This window comes from Thermus caliditerrae, from assembly GCF_021462525.1.
GTDB classification, from domain to species: domain Bacteria; phylum Deinococcota; class Deinococci; order Deinococcales; family Thermaceae; genus Thermus; species Thermus caliditerrae.
On record NZ_JAKEDT010000019.1, the window covers coordinates 1 to 16,685 of the forward strand.

Annotated in this window: 15 protein-coding genes; 9 read left to right on the forward strand and 6 right to left on the reverse strand. The window is 67.0% G+C overall.

The annotated features are described in order from the left end of the window. Positions 1-86: 86 nt before the first annotated feature. The gene (locus L1088_RS09725; protein WP_234554825.1) at positions 87-608 is read left to right on the forward strand and encodes a 5-formyltetrahydrofolate cyclo-ligase; all 522 of its coding nucleotides are present in this window, start codon (positions 87-89) and stop codon (positions 606-608) included. A 38-nt stretch (positions 609-646) separates the two neighbouring features. Beyond that, positions 647-1,255, forward strand: coding sequence for an HAD-IA family hydrolase (locus L1088_RS09730; RefSeq protein WP_234554826.1), 609 nt, complete (start codon positions 647-649; stop codon positions 1,253-1,255). Here the strand turns inward: L1088_RS09730 and L1088_RS09735 are convergent. The 3 genes from L1088_RS09735 to L1088_RS09745 form a co-directional block, all read right to left on the reverse strand. Continuing rightward, entirely contained in the window at positions 1,231-2,559 is a 1,329-nt protein-coding gene (locus tag L1088_RS09735; protein WP_234554827.1) for an S-layer homology domain-containing protein, read from the reverse strand. The genes L1088_RS09730 and L1088_RS09735 overlap by 25 nt on opposite strands. A gap of 96 nt (positions 2,560-2,655) precedes the next feature. Then, the gene (locus tag L1088_RS09740) at positions 2,656-3,183 is read right to left on the reverse strand and encodes a type I phosphoribosyltransferase (RefSeq protein ID WP_234554828.1); all 528 of its coding nucleotides are present in this window, start codon (positions 3,181-3,183) and stop codon (positions 2,656-2,658) included. A 9-nt stretch (positions 3,184-3,192) separates the two neighbouring features. After that, positions 3,193-3,729: a phosphoribosyltransferase family protein gene (locus tag L1088_RS09745; RefSeq protein ID WP_234554829.1), complete on the reverse strand. Its 537-nt coding sequence runs from the start codon at positions 3,727-3,729 to the stop codon at positions 3,193-3,195. Between the two features lie 23 nt (positions 3,730-3,752). On the opposite strand from L1088_RS09745, the gene L1088_RS09750 reads away from it, so the two are divergent. Together L1088_RS09750 and L1088_RS09755 are read left to right on the forward strand one after the other, a co-directional pair. After that, complete coding sequence (locus tag L1088_RS09750; protein ID WP_038047892.1) at positions 3,753-4,181, forward strand: bifunctional nuclease family protein; 429 nt, start codon at positions 3,753-3,755, stop codon at positions 4,179-4,181. Next, complete coding sequence (locus tag L1088_RS09755; RefSeq protein WP_234554831.1) at positions 4,181-4,948, forward strand: metallophosphoesterase family protein; 768 nt, start codon at positions 4,181-4,183, stop codon at positions 4,946-4,948. The genes L1088_RS09750 and L1088_RS09755 overlap by 1 nt, the downstream gene beginning before the upstream one ends. Here the strand turns inward: L1088_RS09755 and L1088_RS09760 are convergent. Both L1088_RS09760 and L1088_RS09765 read right to left on the reverse strand, forming a co-directional pair. Beyond that, positions 4,929-5,252, reverse strand: coding sequence for a histidine triad nucleotide-binding protein (locus L1088_RS09760; RefSeq protein WP_234554833.1), 324 nt, complete (start codon positions 5,250-5,252; stop codon positions 4,929-4,931). The two genes, L1088_RS09755 and L1088_RS09760, sit on opposite strands and share 20 nt — an antisense overlap. Positions 5,253-5,261: 9 nt before the next feature. Further along, positions 5,262-6,569 (reverse strand): MiaB/RimO family radical SAM methylthiotransferase, encoded by a 1,308-nt coding sequence (locus tag L1088_RS09765; RefSeq protein ID WP_234554835.1) that lies wholly within the window; start codon positions 6,567-6,569, stop codon positions 5,262-5,264. Between the two features lie 173 nt (positions 6,570-6,742). On the opposite strand from L1088_RS09765, the gene L1088_RS09770 reads away from it, so the two are divergent. From L1088_RS09770 to L1088_RS09785, 4 genes are all read left to right on the forward strand, one after another. Next, a complete protein-coding gene (locus L1088_RS09770; RefSeq protein WP_234554837.1) occupies positions 6,743-12,061 on the forward strand; it encodes a ribonucleotide reductase barrel domain-containing protein in 5,319 nt (1,772 codons plus the stop codon). Between the two features lie 51 nt (positions 12,062-12,112). Further along, positions 12,113-12,730 carry a phosphoribosylanthranilate isomerase gene (locus L1088_RS09775; protein WP_234554841.1) on the forward strand — a complete coding sequence of 206 codons (618 nt, stop codon included), beginning with the start codon at positions 12,113-12,115 and terminating at the stop codon, positions 12,728-12,730. A gap of 7 nt (positions 12,731-12,737) precedes the next feature. Further along, positions 12,738-13,532 (forward strand): inositol monophosphatase family protein, encoded by a 795-nt coding sequence (locus L1088_RS09780; RefSeq protein ID WP_234554842.1) that lies wholly within the window; start codon positions 12,738-12,740, stop codon positions 13,530-13,532. A gap of 118 nt (positions 13,533-13,650) precedes the next feature. After that, positions 13,651-14,130 carry a flavin reductase family protein gene (locus tag L1088_RS09785; protein WP_234554843.1) on the forward strand — a complete coding sequence of 160 codons (480 nt, stop codon included), beginning with the start codon at positions 13,651-13,653 and terminating at the stop codon, positions 14,128-14,130. Positions 14,131-14,228: 98 nt separating this feature from the next. Here L1088_RS09785 and L1088_RS09790 read toward each other — a convergent pair whose 3' ends face one another. Beyond that, positions 14,229-14,606: a M67 family metallopeptidase gene (locus tag L1088_RS09790; protein ID WP_234554879.1), complete on the reverse strand. Its 378-nt coding sequence runs from the start codon at positions 14,604-14,606 to the stop codon at positions 14,229-14,231. 74 nt (positions 14,607-14,680) lie between these two features. Between L1088_RS09790 and L1088_RS09795 the strand changes: the two genes are divergently transcribed. Continuing rightward, entirely contained in the window at positions 14,681-16,663 is a 1,983-nt protein-coding gene (locus tag L1088_RS09795; RefSeq protein WP_234554881.1) for an elongation factor G, read from the forward strand. Positions 16,664-16,685: the final 22 nt, after the last annotated feature.

Here is a 16,685-nt window from a genome sequence, read left to right on the forward strand (position 1 = left end):
GCTATTTCCTGTTCCCCCTCATCCCCAGGAGGCAAGGGATGTCCGAACTTAGAGGGAGAGCTCAGCGGGGGTGGTACCCTTCCCCCGTGGACAAACCCGCCCTGCGCCGCCGCGCTCTCAGCCTGTGGCGAAGCCTGGACCGCGAAGCCCTCTCCTCCCAGGTCCTAAAGGCGCTTCTGCCCTGGCTGAAAGTCATGGGGTTCCAGGACATCCTCCTCTACCATCCCCTCCCCCATGAGCTGGATCTTCTGGCGCTACCCCAGCGCTACCCGGCCCGCTACTACCTGCCCAAGGTGGCGGGAAAGGGGCTCACGGTCCACCCCTGGGGCCCCCTGGCCCCAGGCCCCTTCGGCCTCCTGGAGCCCACCACCCCCGCGGTGGACCCCGGGGTCTTGGACCTGGTGGTGGTGCCGGGGCTGGCCTTCGATCGGGAGGGCTACCGCCTGGGCCACGGCAAGGGGTTCTACGACCGCTTTCTGGCCTCGGTGGGGGCGGAAAGGGTGGGGGTGGTACCCGAAGCCCTGCTCTTTCCCCTTCTTCCCCACGATCCCTGGGATGTACCCGTGGAGTACCTGGCCACAGAAGGGGGGGTTCGTGGGGTTAGATGACCCAAGGAGCATGGCCCAACGGTGCTAGACTCTAGGCCATGCGGGGAGCGCTTCTGGACCGGGACGGCGTTCTCCTCCTCATGGACGAGGAGGCCCTTTACAAAAAAGCCCTGGAGCTTTCCATCCACGGGGCGGGGTTGGAAAAGGCCCTGGCCGCCCTGGCCCAGGTGGTGCACGAGATCAACGAAGCTGTGCGCCACCTCCAGGTGCGGACCCTCGAGGAGGAAGCCCGCTTCTGGCGGAAGCAGGTGTTGCGGGTTTCCCAGGAGCTTCGCGTGCCTGAAGCAAAGCTTCTTTCCCTGCGCTACTACCACTTCATGCGCCAAGCCCCTGGGGCAGAGGCGCTGCTCCGGAACCTCAAAGCCCAGGGGCTCAAGGTGGGGGTCCTCTCCAACACCCTCCCAAGCCTTCGGGAAAGCCTGGCCTACCACGGCCTAGCCCCTTACGTGGACGGCTTCTTTGCCTCCTGCGCCCTGGGGGTGGCCAAACCCGACCCCCGGGCCTTCCTCCTTGCCCTGAAAGCCCTCAGGCTCGCGCCCGAAGAGACCCTCTACCTGGACGACGACCCCGAGAACGTGGCAGTCGCCCGGAGGCTCGGCCTCCGGGCGGAAATCTACGCCCCTTACCAGAGGGCGCTGGGCAGTTGAAGCCGCAAGACCTTGCCGGCAGCAGTGGTCAGGAGGCGGTCGGGCCCCTCAGCCGCTAGCCCCTGCGCTTCCCCCAGGGGCAGTTCCGCCACGAGCACTTTGGCCACCGGCCTCACGGGAAGCGGGTTCCGCTCCTCCAGACCCCCTTCGTCCCAAGCGCTAAAGGCAATGTCTTCTCCGGCATTGAGGTTGACCCGATACACCCTTGCCTTTCCTGAAGCGCTCTCCATCACCAAGAGGTTTTTGGATTCGGGCCATGCCACGCCCGCCACGTGGGCCCCAGGTTCGTCCAGAAGATAGAGGTACTCCGCATACAGGCCCACCGGGTTGGCCATCAGCAGAACCAGACGCACCACGCGGCTGGGACAGGAGCAAAGGGGCCGGGCGTTGGCCACCACCAGGTAGTTTCCCGTGGGGTCCAGGGCCAGATGGCCCTCCTTCATGCCCTTGAAGACCGCCGGAAGCACCCCCTTACCCCCTTCCGCACCCAAGGGCACGTAGCGTTGCTTCCCATCCTCGAGGGCCCCTTCCCGGAGCACCCAGGGGGGTAGCGCCACCGCACCCGAAGGTACAGGGCCGATCTCCTTGAAGGCGCCCCCTTCCAGCACCCAGACCTTTTCCCCAACCACCACCGTGCGACCCCGTGCGGTCCCAACCCAGTGGCCGGCCATCTCCAGGGGTTCCAACCCCACCCCGGCCTGGGTGCCTCCCGTCGGCACGGAAGGCCCTGCGCCCACCGCAGGCTTAGGGCGTTTGGCCTCCACCACGGGGTGAAGAATGGCTAAAGCCTTGGCCAGCTGGTAGCGGTTCACCGGGGCCTCGAGGCCAAACGAGCCGTCAGGGTTGAGGTCCATAACCCCAGCCCCCACCACCCTGCGCACCGCGGTCGCCGCCCAGTGCCCCTGGGGCACGTCCCAAGGCAGAGCCCCTTCCTTAACCTCACCCAAACGCTCCAGCAGTTTGGACAACACCACGGCCAGCGCCGCCCTGGAAAGGGGCTCCTGCCCCCGGAAGGTGCCGTCGGGATACCCCGACACCAGCCCCCAGGCCACCGCCAACGCCAAAGGCTCCGCAGCCCAGTGCCCCTGGGGCACGTCGGGGAAGGACACCGCCCGGGCCTCCACGCCCAGCTCCTTCAGCACCCGGCCCAAGGCGGCCGCCAGCTGGTAGCGGTTAAGGGGCTCCTGTCCCCGGAAGGTGCCGTCCGGGTAGCCCTGCATCCACCCCGCGGCCACCACCCGCTCCACCTGCTCGGCCAAAGTCCCCTGGGGAAGGTCAGAAAAGGCCGCCCACGCCAAGCTCATCAGGAACAAAGCCGCTGTCCCTATCCGTTTCATAGTGAAACCCCTGCCCAGAATACAAGGGGGCCTGGACCATGTCCAGGCCCCCCTCGGCGACCCTCAGAGCACCGGTAGCTCCGCCACGGTGAGCACCTCCAGGGTGGGGCTTCCTTGACGGAAGGCGGCGAGCCGCGCCACCACCTTGCCCCCCGCCCGCTGGACCATGCGCTCCATGGCCTTCATGGTCTCACCGCTGGAAACCACGTCGGAGACCAAGGCCACCTTCTGGTTCAAAAGCTTCTCGGCGAAGCGCCGGTCCAGCCAAAGCACCTCCCCCACCCCCAGGGTCAGGGTCTGCACCTCCTGGATGATGGGGTCTTCCATGTAGGGGCGGCGGCGGCGCCGGGCCACCACGTAAGGTAGCCCCATCTCCTCCGCCAGCACGTGGGTGAGGGGAATGGGGCTTGTTTCCGTGGTGAAGAGGACCTCCGTGCCCGCGGGCACCAGGGGCCTCAGGGCCTTGGCCGCAGCCCGCACCAGTTCCGGATCCCCCAGGAACTCCACCAAGGGGATGCGCCGCCCCGGAAGGGGCTCAATGAGGGGGACGTGGCGGGTGACCCCGCCGATGGTGATGGGATAGGTCTCCATATAGACCTCCTACTCGGGTTTGAACAGGGGAAGGTGGCCCAAGGCGATCACGTCCTGGCGTGGCGTACCCTCGGTGAACACCGCCAGCACCGCCACCACCTGCCCCCCCACGCTCTCAATCAGCTCCCGGAGGCCGGAAAGGGTGGAACCGGTGGACACCACGTCGTCCACGATGGCCACCTTTTTCCCCCGAATGAGGGGGATATCCGCCCCATCCAGCACCAAGAGCTGGGGTTTGCCCGTGGTGATGGACAGCACCTGGCGGCTCACGGGGTTGATCATGTAGGGCTTCTCCGTTTTCCGAGCCACCACGTAGGGGCGCTGGGCAATGCGGGAAAGGGCGTGGGCCAAGGGCACCGCCTTGACCTCGGGGGTAACCAGGGTTTCCACCTCCGGGGGCAGGCGCCTAGCCAGCTCCTCCGCGGCGGCCTCGGTGAGCTCGGTGTCCCCCAAAAGGTTCAGTAGGGCCACAGCCACGTCTGGCCCCACCTGGACGATGGGAAGCTCGCGGCGCACCCCGGCGATCTCCACAGGGTAAGTCCTCACGCCGCCCAGTCTATACTCAAAGTATGCTCAGCGCCAAGATTGAAACCCTGGGCGTGGACCCCCAAAACGGCAGCGTGGTGGTCCTGCTCAGGACGGAGAACGACAAGCTTCTGCCCATCGTGATTGGCCCCCTCGAGGCCCATCACATCGTGGTGGCCCTGCAGGGGGAAAAGCCCCCCCGTCCCCTCACCCCCGACCTCCTCCTCTCGGTGATGGACATGCTCCAGGGCAAGCTGAAGCGGGTGGAGATCACCGACCTCCAAGACGGCACCTTCTACGCCCGCCTCATCCTGGAACACCGGGGCATCGAGCTGGAGGTGGACGCCCGCCCCTCCGACGCCATGGCCCTGGCCCTGAGGGCCCAGGCCCCCATCCTGGTGGCGGAGGAGGTGGTGGAGAAGGCCGGGGTGGAGGAAGCCACCCTCAAGCCCCACGGGGCTGCGGAAGCCTAGTGCGCCGCACCCTGGCCCTCCTCCTTCTCCTGGGCCTGGCCCAAGCGGAGCGCCTGGCGGTGATGGGGGACTGGGGGCAGGACACCCCAGGCCGGGCCCAGGTGGCCGCCCTCCTGCGCCAAGAGCACGCCCGAAGCCCCCTGGCCGCCCTCCTCACCGCTGGGGACAACTTCTATCCCAAAGGCCAGGTGGTGGAGCGCTTCCTCCAAGAGCTCCCCCCCGTGCCCCTCTACCCCGCCTTCGGAAACCACGATGCCCCCAACCTGCCCAACCAGCTGAAGCGCTTCGGCTTGGAACGACCCACCTACCGGGTGCGGCTTGGGTCCCTCGAGGCCTTCATCCTCTACACGGAAGGGGACCTCTTGGCCCAGCGGCGCTGGCTGGAAGAAGCCCTGGCCACCTCCCAAGCCCCCTGGCGGATGGTGGTCCTGCACCGCCCCCTCTACTCCTCGGGGCTCCACGGGGGAAGTCCCACCCTGCGGAGCCTCCTGGAACCCCTCCTCCTGCGCTTCCAGGTGCCCCTGGTCCTGGCCGGGCACGACCACCACTACGAGCGCCTGGAGGTGGGCCCCACCGCCCACCTGGTGGTGGGGGGCGGCGGCGCGAGCATTTACCCCACCAAACCCCCTTCCCCCCAGAGCCGGGCCGTGGCCGTGGCCCACCACGCCCTCTTTCTAGAAGTCCAGAAAGGCGCCCTGGTGGGCTATGCCCTGAGCCCCGATGGGCGGGTGCTGGACCGCTTTACCCTCAGGAAGGGCTCCCCATGACGTGGACGTGCACGTGGAAGACCTCCTGTCCCCCCTTTGCCCCCACGTGCACCTGTACCTTGTAGCCCTCCAGGCCCAGGAGCTTCGCCACGCGGTTGGCGGTGCGGAAAAGGGCCCCAAGTTGCCTTTCCCCCTCCTCGGTGTCGGGGTAGTCGGAAAGCTTCTCCACGTGCTCCTTGGGCACCACCAGGACGTGCACCGGAGCCTTGGGCCTTATGTCGTGGAAGGCCACGAAGCCCTCGTCCTCGTACACCTTCCTCGAGGGCAACTCCCCCCGGATAATCCGGCAGAAAACGCAGTCCATGGGGAAAGTCTACCCTAGAGGGAGTTCCAGGGGCAGGGAGGCCGCCTCCTTCACCCCCTCCACCCGGCCCAGGAGGACGTACCCTTCCACCCCCTCCACCTGGGCCCACACCGTCTCCCCCGGCCGGGCCGGGCCGGAGAGCTTAGCCTCGTAGTAGTCCGGGGTGTGCCCTAAGGCCAGGTTCCCCTGCACCCTTTCCACCAGCACCTCCACCCGGCTCCCGAGCTTAGGGCGGAGGCGCTCTTCCGCCAGGCGCTGGGCCAGGGCGATGAGCTCCTTGGTGCGCCGCTTCCTGACCTCAGGGGGCACCTGGGGCATGGCGGCGGCCCGGGTTTTGGGACGAGGAGTGTAGGTGAAGGCGTGGACCCGGGTGGGCCTGAGCTCCTCCAGGAAGGCCAGGGTCTCCCGGTGCTCCTCCTCGGTCTCGGTGGGAAGCCCGGCGATCACGTCGGTGGTGAGGGCGAAACCAGGAATGAGCTCGTAGGCCCTGGCCACCAGGGCGCGGTAGTAGGCCTTGTCGTAACGACGGCCCATGAGCCTGAGGAGGCGGTCGGAACCCGTCTGCAGGGAGAGGTGCAGGTGGGGCCGAACCTCAGGGGCGTGGCGGGCGAGGACCCGGAGGAGGTCTTCCCCGGTGTCCTCGGGCTCAATGGAGGAAAGACGCACCTTGGCCCCCAGGTGACGGAGGTCCTCCACCAGGCCCGCCAGGCCCCTGGGGTGGCCCCGGTAGCTGCCAAGCCGAACCCCGGTGAGCACAATCTCCTTCACCCCTACCCCTAGGAGGGCCTTGGCCTCCGCCAGGGCCTCCCGGTAGTCCCGGTGGCGCTCCTTGCCCCGGAGGCGGGGGATGATGCAGTAGGCGCATCCCGCCTGGCAGCCATCCTGCACCTTCAAAAAGGCCCTCACCCGGCTATTGAGTAGCCCCCTCTCCCCTGCCCCCCAGAACTCGTTGGGGGGAGTGGTGATGGGGTCCGCGGGGAGGCCGAAGTGCTCCAGGATCACCTTGGGAAGCTCCGCTTTGCGAGAGTTGGGCACCACGGCGTCCGCCCCCAGCTCCCGCACCGCCTCGGGGGAGAGCTCGGCGTAGCACCCCGTGACCACGATGAAGGCCTCTGGATTGGCCCGCCTGGCCCGGCGGATCTCCTTGCGTGCGTCCGCCTCGGCGGTGGTGGTCACCGCGCAGGTGTTGATGACCACCAAGTCCGCCCCCTCCTCCAGGGGAACCACCTCCGGCTCCAGGGCTTTGAGGAAGCCCAAGAGGGCTTCGGTTTCCACCTGATTTACCTTGCAACCCAAGGTGCGGAACGCCGCGCGCATCCTTCCCATTCTGGTAACCTTAAAGGGCTTCGTCAACGACCTTGGTCAGAGTGTGAGCCCCCCCACTTGCGGTGAAAACTCCATGGGTTGTAGCATTGCGAGCGTCTGCCCCAAGATATGGGGGAAAGCCCGCGGGGCAAGCGTCATTGCCCGCCCACACACCGGAGGCATTTATGGAGCATTTCTTTGACGAACACGCGCAAGCCATCGCCAAGCGCCAGTATTTGCAGGAGGGGGACGGGGACATCCTGGGCATGTTCCGCCGGGTGGCCCGGGAGATCGCCAAGGTGGAAAAACCTAAGGACCGGGCCTACTGGGAGGAGAAGTTCTACAACCTCATGGCCTCCAAGCGCTTCTCCCCCGGGGGGCGCATCCTGGCGGGGGCTGGCACCGCCCACGGCAACCTTCTGAACTGCTTCGTGCAAGGGGCCACGGAGAACCCCCCGGAAAGCTTTGAAGGCATCATGGAGGTGGCCAAGAAGCTGGCCCTGGTCACCAAGGTGGGCGGGGGCAACGGGGTCAACCTGGACCCCTACCGCTCCCGGGGCGGCCGCAAGCGCCAAGCGGTGCGGGGTGTGGCCTACCTCGCCACCGAGCACAAGGACGTGGAGGACTTCATCCGAGGCCTCATGCGTCCCCCCACCAACCCCGACGGCCCCAAGGAGGAGATCGCCCTTAAGAACTTCGTGCGGGTGGTCTACGGGGAGCTTCCCCCCGAGCTGAAGGCCCTGGCGGAACGCTACGGCGTGCTCACGGTGAAGGAACCTCCTCAGGAGCTCATCCGGGTGCCGGACGACATGGGAGGCATCATCGAGGCCGCCAAGGAGGCCGCGGACCTGGCCCGGCGGGGCCAGGAACCCCACGTGGACTTTAGCCTCCTAAGGCCGGAGGGAGCTCCCATCCGGGGCTCCGGGGGGACCAGCTCCGGGCCCGTGAGCTTCCTCTTTGAAATCTTTGACCACTTCCTGGAATGGGCCGCCCTGGGGGCAGAGGCGGCGGGCCCGGTGGCTACCTTGCGCTACGTGTACGCCCCGGTCCTCCGGGTGGTGCGCCAGGGGGGGACGCGGAGGGGTGCGGGAATGGCCACCCTCTCCATCGAGCACCCCGACCTCCTGGACTTCCTCACCGCCAAGGACCTGGACCGGGAGAAGGCCGAGGGGGACATCTCCACCTTCAACATCTCCGTCCTGGTCACGGACGCTTTCATGAAGGCCCTGGAGGCGGACGCCCTCTGGCCCGTGACCCCGGTGGAGGTGTCGGGCAAGTACTACCCCCACCCGGTGGAGGGCCCCTACACGGGGAAGGTGCCCGAACTCCCCGAGCGGGCGGACGGGGCCAAGCCCGTGCCCCTCTACAGCGGCCAGGTACCTGCCCGCTGGCTCTGGCACGAGATCGCCTGGCACGCCTGGGCCACGGGGGAGCCGGGGCTCATCTTCGTGGACCGGATCAATGAGCTTTCTGCCCTCAAGGGCTTGGGGGAGCGATACCAGATCCGCTCCACCAACCCCTGCTTCGTGGGCTCCACCCGTATCCCCACGGAACACGGCCTGGTACCCATCGCCGAACTCGCTGAGAAAGGGAGCTTTTTCCTGGTCACCGACAACCGCGCCCCCTTCGGAGGGGTGGGGCACCCCTTACCGCACACGGGCACCACGGTACGCCGGGCCGCCAAGGCCTTTTTCACCGGGGTGAAGCCTGTGGTACGCCTCAGGACCCGGGAGGGCCTCGAGCTCACCCTCACCCCCGACCACCTGGTCCTCACCCCAGAGGGTTACCGGGAAGTTGGCACGCTAAAGCCCGGAGACCGCGTTCTGGTACAAAGCGGCGAAGGGCTTTTCCCCAAGGAAGACCTCCTTCCCCCACCCGTTCTGGCGGTGGTCCGGGAACGGGTGGCCACTGCCGGAAGCCGAAGCGGGCAGGGCCGGGAGGACGTGAAGGCGCAGTATGCCCACCTGCCCACCCGTTGGAGCCAGGAGCTGGGCGTGGCCTTAGGCTGGCTCCTGGGAGACGGGTACCTGCGGGAAGACGGGGTAGGGTTCTACTTTTCGCGAAAGGACTTTGAGGAGGTGTCCTGGCTGCCCACCTTGCTCCAGGACTGGTTTGGCAGAGGAACCCTTCAGGAAACCCCCTTCAACACGTACCACCTGCACTTCAACCGAATCCCCGCGGAGTTCTTCCAAGCCCTGGGAGTCAAACCCGCCAAGGCCACGGAAAAGCGGGTCCCCGAAAGCCTCTTTCGGGCTCCTCGGGAAGCGGTGGTGGGGTTCCTGCGGGGCCTCTTCAGCGCGGACGGCTCGGTTCAGGTGAACCCAAGGAAGCAAGACGCCACCGTCCGCCTGGCCTCCTCCAGCCTGGGGCTTTTGCAGGACGTCCAGCTCCTGCTTCTCAACCTGGGTATCTACGGGAAAATCCACAGGCGGCGGGCCGCAGGGCACAAGCTCCTGCCCGACGGCCGGGGCGGGCGTAGGACCTATCCCGTGGCCGAGCAGTACGAGCTCATCCTGGGAGGACAAAACCGCGATCGCTTTACCGAGGCGGTGGGCTTTCTCCAGCCCGAAAAGCAGGAGAAGCTGCGTGCCTTTTTGCAGCAACGCTCCCGGGGTAGCTACCGCAAACCCTTTGTGGCCACGGTGGCCTCGGTGGAACCCGCTGGCACGGCACCTGTATACGACCTTACCGAGCCGGTCACCCACAGCCTGGTGGCCGAAGGCCTTGTCTGCCACAACTGCGGGGAGATCCCCCTCACCGTGGGCGAGCCCTGCGACCTGGGGGCTTTGAACCTGGCGGCCTACGTGAAGGACGGGGAGTTCCAGATGGCGGAGTTCCGGAAGGACGTCCCCACCGCCATCCGCTTCCTGGACAACGTTCTCGATGTCAACAAGTTCGCCCTTCCCGACAACGAGGAGGCGGCCAAGAAGCTCAGGAGGCTCGGCCTTGGGGTCATGGGCCTGGCGGACGCCCTCATCAAGATGGGCCTCCCCTACTCCTCGGAAAAGGCCAGGGAGAAGGTCTACGAGATCATCTCCGCCATGCGGGAGGAAGCCATCCGGGCCTCGGAGGCCCTGGCGGAGGAGCGGGGGGTCTTCCCCCTTTACGAGGAACACCGGGACTACTTCCAGGCCCTAGGGGTGAAGCCCCGGCGCAACGTGGCCGTCCTCACCGTGGCCCCCACCGGCACCACCTCCATGCTCATGGGGGTCTCTAGCGGCATCGAGCCCGTCTTCAGCCCCTTCGTCTGGCGCAGGATCGGCGGGGAGTACAAGCCCCTTCTGCACCCCCTCTTCGTGGAGCTCATGGAGGCCCACCCCCCAGCCCCCGGCTACGAGAAGGACGGCAAGTGGGACTGGGACAAGGTGATCGCCGCCATCCAGGAGGACGGGCACGGCTCGGTCAAGAACCTCCCCTTCGTGCCCGAGCCCATCCGGGAAGTCTTTGAGTGCGCCCACGACATCCACCCCTTGGACCATGTGCGCATGCAAGGGGTAGTGCAGCGGGCTTTCGACGCCGAGGGGTTGGCAGCCAACAGCCTCTCCAAGTGCATCGCCAAAGGCACCCTGATCCCCACCTCCCGCGGCCTGATACCCATAGAAGACCTCGCTCCCCCTCACCCGGAAGACACCTTTGCCCCAGTGGAGGGGCTCTACACCGCCGAAGGGTACCGCATCACGGCCCATTATGCCGCCGGGAAGAAGCGGGCGGTTAGGATCCGCCTGGATAACGGGGCGGAGCTCGTGGGGGCCTGGGAAAGCCACCGGGTGCTCACCCCCAGTGGCTGGCGGCTCATGCGGGACCTTGCTCCCGGGGACGTGGTGCTGGGCAAGCTGGTACCCTCTCACGGCCCGGGCGGCGCTCCCCTTCCGCAGGATTACCCTCTGCTGACCAACGCCAAGAACCTGCCTCTTCCCGAGCGTATGTCCCCTGATCTGGCCCTCTTCCTGGGCATGATGGCCGCGGACGGGTCCACAGTGGAGAGCACGGGCTTCGTGGGCATCGCCACCAAGAGCGAAGAGGTAGAGGCAGCCTTCCGAGATGTGGTCCAGAAGCTTTTTGCGACCCAACCCAAGTGCACTTTGGACAAGCGCACCGGGGTGCGCAACCTCTACTTGACCTCTCGGCGCCTGGCCCGCTTGGTGGAGGACTTAATCGGCAAAGGGGCCCGGAACAAGCGAACCCCCCAACAGATCCTGCAGGGCAGCCCCGAAGAGAAGCTGGCCTTCCTCAGGGGGCTCACCCTCGACGGGTACGCCCGGCCCGACCTTGGCCTGGTGGTCTATGAGGGGCGGAGCCAGCGCTTGGCCTACGAGGCAGCAGAGCTGGCCCGCAGTTTCGGCCTGCCCACGGTCTACCAAGGGCGCAAACGGGTGGAGGCGACGAAGGAAAGCTACTTCGTCTATTCCGCGGTGGTTTCGGGCCCCCTGCAGGACCTCATCGAGCCCATTGAGTCCCACAAGCGGATACCCAGGGTGGAAAAGCTCTATCGGGTCTTCGTTCCTGAAACCCTGGTAGCTGCCACCCGCGTGGGCCCGGACCATCCGGGTTACGCCAACCTGAAGTCCATACGCCACCGGGGGGTTCAGGTAGCCTACAACCGAACCGCGGATCGCCTGGGGTGGCCCACGGAGGTCCTCGCCTACCGGGTGGTGGAGGTGGAAGAGGTGGGCGAGGTGGAGATGTACGACATTGAGGTGGACGAGGTTCACAGCTATGTGGTCAACGGCATCCTCTCCCACAACACCATCAACCTCCCCAACCAGGCCACCGTGGAGGACGTGGAGGCCGCCTACGCCGAGGCCTACCGCACGGGGTGCAAGGGCATCACCGTGTACCGGGACGGCTCGAGGGAGTTCCAGGTGCTCACGGTAAGGAAGGAAACCAAAGAGGAGCAGAAGGCCGAGCCTGTCCCCGAGGCCAAAGAGGTCCAGGCGGCAGGCCCCTCGGAGGAGGCTCCCCCCGCCCCCTCCCGGCCCGGCCAGCCGGTCTACGAGCGCCCGGGGAGGCTTCTGGGCTTCACCGACATGGTCAAGCTTCTCTCCCCTGATGGGCAAAAGCGGAGCTTCCTGGTCACGGTGAACCTGCTGGGGGACAAGCCGATTGAGGTCATCCTCACCTCGGGCAAGGCGGGGGACGAGGCCAACGCCGACTCCGAGGCCCTGGGCCGGGTGGTGTCCATCGCCCTGCAGTACGGCGTGCCCCCAGAAGCCTTGGTGCGCACCCTCCGGGGCATCAACGGCGGTCTTTACGGCACCTACCAGGGCAGGCTGGTGTCCAGCAAGGCGGACCTCATCGCCGTGGCCCTGGAAACCATCCCGGAGGCCTTCAAGGGCGCACCTGCGGCCCCACCCCCACCGGTGGTGGAGCCCCTCCCAAGCCTCTCCGGAGGCGGCATCGAGCTGGCGGGCGCCAGCAAGTGCCCTTCCTGCGGGGAAAAAGCCCTGGTGCGGGAGGAAGGGTGCTGGAAATGCCAGGTCTGCGGCTATTCCAAGTGCGGGTAAGGCGCTGAGCGCCAGGGGCCGGGCCGAAGGGTCCGGCCTTATACTTCTCCCATGAGGGTCCGGGTGAAGATCTGTGGCCTCACCCGCCTCGAGGACGCCCTCCTGGCGGAGGCCCTGGGCGCCTACGCCCTGGGCTTCGTCCTCGCCCCGGGTTCCAAAAGGCGCATCTCCCCGGAAGCCGCCCGGATCATCTCCGGAGCCCTGGGACCCTTGGTGGTGCGGGTGGGGGTCTTCCGCGACCAGGAGCCAGAGGAAGTGCTAACGCTCATGGAGAAGGCCCGGCTCCAGGTGGCCCAGCTCCACGGCCAAGAGCCCCCGGAGTGGGCGGAAAGGGTGGGGCGCTTCTACCCGGTGGTTAAAGCCTTCTCCCTGGAAGGCCCGGCGAGGCCCGAGTGGGCCGATTACCCGGCCAACGCCCTCCTCCTGGACGGGAAGGCCCCCGGGAGCGGGGAGGGCTACCCCAGGGCCTGGGCCCTTCCCCTCTTGGGGACGGGAAAACTGGTCATCCTGGCGGGGGGCATTACCCCGGAGAACCTGGAGGAGGTCTTGTCCCTAGGGCCCTACGCCATCGACCTGGCCAGCGGGGTGGAGGAGGCCCCTGGGGTGAAAAGCCAGGCCAAGCTCAAGGCCTTCTTCGCCCGCTTGGAAGCGTGGAAGCCGGGGGTATGATGGGGGCGTGATCGGCAGGAAGCACCCCCTCTTTCCCTACCTCGAGGCCATGCTGGAGGCCGCCCACCTGGCCCAGGGCATCCACCGCTACTACCTGGAAAAGGGCTTCACCCAAGGCACCAAGTCCGGTCCCACCGACCTGGTAACCCAGGCGGACCGGGAGTCGGAGGAAGCCCTTAAGGCCATGCTCCTCTCCCGCTTCCCCGAGGCGGGCTTCCTGGGGGAGGAGGGGGGCAGCGAAGGCGGTAAGGCCTTGCGCTTCATCGTGGACCCCTTGGACGGCACGGTGAACTACGCCCACGGCTTTCCCTTCTATGGGGTTTCCATCGCCTTGGAGGTGGAGGGACAAGTTCAGGTGGGGGTGGTGATGGACACCAGCCGGGGGGAGGCCTTTTACGCGGTGCGGGGCGAGGGGGCTTACCTCAACGGGAGGCCCATCCGGGTCACGGAACGGAAAGAGCTTCTGGGAAGCCTCCTCGCCACCGGGTTCCCCTACGACGTGGCCAAGGACCCGGAGAACCTCACCTACTTCCAGCGGGCCCTTTCCAAAGGGCTTCTGGTGCGCCGCCCTGGGGCCGCCGCCTTGGACCTGGTCTACGTGGCCGCGGGGCGGCTGGACGGCTTCTGGGAGGTCAAGCTCAACCCCTGGGATGTGGCCGCGGGCTGGCTCATCGTGGAGGAGGCGGGGGGCCAGGTCACCGACCTGGAGGGGAAGCCTTACCGCCTGGGCCACCGCTACATCGTGGCCAGCAACGGGCGGATCCACGAGGCCCTGCGGAAGACCCTCTTGGCGGAAGGCTAGGTGCCCGCCCACGAAGCTGGCCCCATGGGCAAGGGCCGGAAGCGCCTTGTCCCGGGCCTTTCTTGGGCCTCTGTCGGGGTACTTAGGCCGCAACGGAGCGCTTAAAATGGGGGGCGGTATGGACCTCGAGGCCAAGAAGAAAGTCCTCCGGAGCTTCACCTACGGCCTGTACATCTTGACCGCCAAGGACGGCGAGGAGTACGCCGCGGGCACGGTGAACTGGGTAACCCAAGCCTCCTTTACCCCGCCCCTCATCGCCCTGGGGGTGAAGCGGGATAGCCGCCTGCACGAACTCATCGGGCGCACGGGGAAGCTCGCCCTTATGACCCTGGCCCAGGACCAGAAGGGCATCGCCCAGGACTTCTTCAAGCCCACCCAGCGGGAGGGAGACACCTTGAACGGCCACCCCTTTGCGCCCTCCCCCACCTTCGGGCTTCCCCTCCTCACCGAGCTCCCCTACTGGCTGGAAGCCGAGGTGCGCCACCTCTACGAGGGCGGGGACCACAGCCTGGTGGTGGCGGAGGTGGTGGAGGCGGGGGTGCGCTTTGAGGCCAAGCCCCTGGTCATGTGGGATACGGGTTGGTTTTACGGGGGCTAAGTACCCCGTCGTGGCTTGCGCCACGACGGGGACCCCAAAGAGGCCATGAGCAAGCCACTTTGGCTTTGACCGATGGAGCAACCTTTGGGTGCGGATGCTTAGGGCAACAAGGCCAGCGGCACCTCCTGCCCTTCTGGCAGGAGAAAAGCCCTAAAACCATCGGTGCCGAAGATGACGTAGGGCACCCGCCAGCGGGCCTCCTTGATGTCCGTGGGGCTGGGGAAGGCGGGGCCCCGGGGATGGGAGTGGTAGATGGCGAGGAGGGCAAGCCCCTCCCTCTCCAGCGCTTTCAGGGCCTTGAGGAGGGCCAAGGGCTCCGCCAGGTAGCCGGTAAGGGGCTCAGGGTGGGCGTTGGGTAGAGGGATAACCCGCTCCACCTCCCGCCTCCCCGCCCAAAGCCCCACCCCCTCCTTGGGCGCTTCCCGGGCCAAGTGGGCCCGGGTCGTCTCCAGAAGCCTTCTCGGGACGTAGAGCACTTGGGACAATCGCCCCCTCCTTGGCCCTATACTATGGGCACCTAGAAGGAGGGACCATGGCCAAGCTAGCTGCGCTGACCCGAACCGTCGCCCTGGTGGGCCACGCGGGAAGCGGCAAAACCACCCTCACCGAAGCGCTTCTCTACAAGACCGGAGCCAAGGACCGAATGGGCCGGGTGGAGGACGGCACCACCACCACCGACTACACCCCCGAGGCCAAGCTCCACCGCACCACGGTGCGCACCGGGGTAGCCCCCCTGCGCCACAAGGGGCACCGCATCTTCCTCCTGGACGCCCCCGGCTACGGGGACTTCGTGGGGGAAATACGGGGAGCCCTGGAGGCCGCGGACGCCGCCCTGGTGACGGTATCCGCGGAAAGCGGGGTACAGGTGGGCACGGAAAGGGCTTGGACCGTGGCCGAGAGGCTGGGCCTGGCCCGCATGGTGGTCATCACCAAGCTGGACAAGGGTGGGGATTACTACGCCCTTTTGGAGGACCTCCGGGCCACCCTGGGCCACATCCTGCCCATCGACCTGCCCCTTTTCGAAGGCAGGCGCTGGGTGGGGCTCATCGACGTCTTCCACGGCAAGGCCTACCGCTACCAGAACGGGGGGGAAGTGGAAGTGCCCCTGCCTGAGGGGGAGAAGGAGCGCGCCGAGCGCTTCCGCCAGGAGGTCCTCGAGGCCATCGTGGAAACCGATGAAACCCTCCTGGAGAAGTACCTGGAAGGGGAGGAGGTCACGGGGGAGGCCCTGGAGAGGGCCTTCCACGAAGCGGTGCGCAAGGGCCTCCTCTACCCGGTGGCCCTGGCTTCGGGCACGGAGGGCATCGGGGTTTTGCCCCTTCTAGACCTCATCCTGGAAGCCCTGCCCTCCCCCGAGGAGCGCTTCGGGGAAGGCCCTGCCTTGGCCAAGGTCTTCAAGGTCCAGGTGGACCCCTTCATGGGCCAGGTGGCCTACGTGCGCCTCTACCGGGGCCGGCTGAAGCCGGGGGACGCCCTCTTGAGCGAGGCGGGGTCGGTGCGCCTCCCCCACCTCTACGTGCCCATGGGCAAGGACCTCCTGGAGGTGGAGGAGGCCGAGGCGGGCTACATCCTGGGCCTGCCCAAGGCGGAGAACCTTCACCGGGGGATGGTCCTGTGGCAAGGAGAAAGGCCGGAGAGCGAGGAGGTGCCCTTCGCCCGCCTGCCCGAACCCAACGTGCCCGTGGCCATCCACCCCAAGGGCAAGACCGACGAGGCCAAGCTGGGGGAGGCCTTGAGGAAGCTTCTGGAGGAGGACCCCAGCCTCAAGCTGGAGCGCCAGGAGGAAACCGGGGAGTTCCTCCTGTGGGGCCACGGGGAGCTCCACCTCACCACCGCCAAGGAGCGCCTGTCGGACTACGGGGTGGAGGTGGACTTCAGCGTCCCCAAGGTGCCCTATCGGGAAACCATCCGCCGGGTGGCGGAAGGTCAGGGCAAGTACAAGAAGCAGACCGGGGGCCACGGCCAGTACGGGGACGTGTGGCTCCGCCTGGAACCCGCCCCCGAGTACAGCTTTGAGTGGCGCATCACCGGCGGCGTCATCCCCAGCAAGTACCAGGAGGCCATTGAAGAAGGGATCCTCGAGGCGGCCAAGAAGGGGGTCCTGGCAGGCTATCCGGTGATGGGCTTCAAGGCCATCGTCTACAACGGCTCCTACCACGAGGTGGACTCCAGTGACCTCGCCTTCCAGATCGCCGCCAGCATGGCCTTCAAAAAGGTGATGGAGCAGGCGAGCCCCGTTCTCCTGGAGCCCATCTACCAGATCAAGGTGGTGGCCCCCCAGGACCGGGTGGGGGACATCCTTTCGGACCTCCAGGCCCGGAGGGGGCGCATCCTGGGCATGGAGCAGGAGGGGGCCCTGGCCGCGGTGCGGGCCGAGGTGCCTTTGGCGGAGGTCTTGGAGTACTACAAGGCCCTCCCCAGCCTCACCGGAGGGGCCGGGGCCTACACCCTAGAGTTCAGCCACTACGCCGAGGTGCCGCCCCACCTGGCGCAGAAGATCGTGCAGGAAAGAAGGGCCGCCGAGGGGCAATAGGCCCTAGCACCGCTTCCCAAAA